Below are 328 nucleotides of genomic sequence, written 5' to 3'. Positions count from 1 at the left end.
AGAACACCATGGCGTTCTGGTACCACTTCGCGATCCTGTTCGAAGCGCTGTTCATCCTCACCGCGGTGGACGCCGGCACCCGTGCCGGGCGGTTCATGCTGCAGGACTTGCTCGGCTCGTTCGTGCCGGCCCTCAAGCGCACCGAATCCTGGACCGCCAACCTGATCGCCACCGCCGGTTGCGTCGCGCTGTGGGGCTACCTGCTGTACCAGGGCGTGATCGATCCGCTGGGCGGCATCAACACCTTGTGGCCGCTGTTCGGCATCTCCAACCAGATGCTGGCCGGTATCGCCCTGATGCTCGCCACCGTGGTCCTGATCAAGATGAA

Annotated in this window: 1 protein-coding gene; it reads left to right on the top strand. The window is 64.0% G+C overall.

Features of this window, described 5'->3' with window-relative positions; genetic code table 11:
* The coding region (locus Q7F16_RS30140; RefSeq protein WP_409557425.1) for a carbon starvation CstA family protein at positions 1 to 328 on the top strand (328 nt) is incomplete at both ends.

Source organism: Pseudomonas sp. Lb2C2, assembly GCF_052112205.1.
Taxonomy (GTDB): Bacteria; Pseudomonadota; Gammaproteobacteria; order Pseudomonadales; family Pseudomonadaceae; genus Aquipseudomonas; species Aquipseudomonas kilonensis.
The sequence above is the reverse complement of the archived record's forward strand: the minus strand, read 5'-3'. Positions and strand labels throughout refer to the sequence as shown.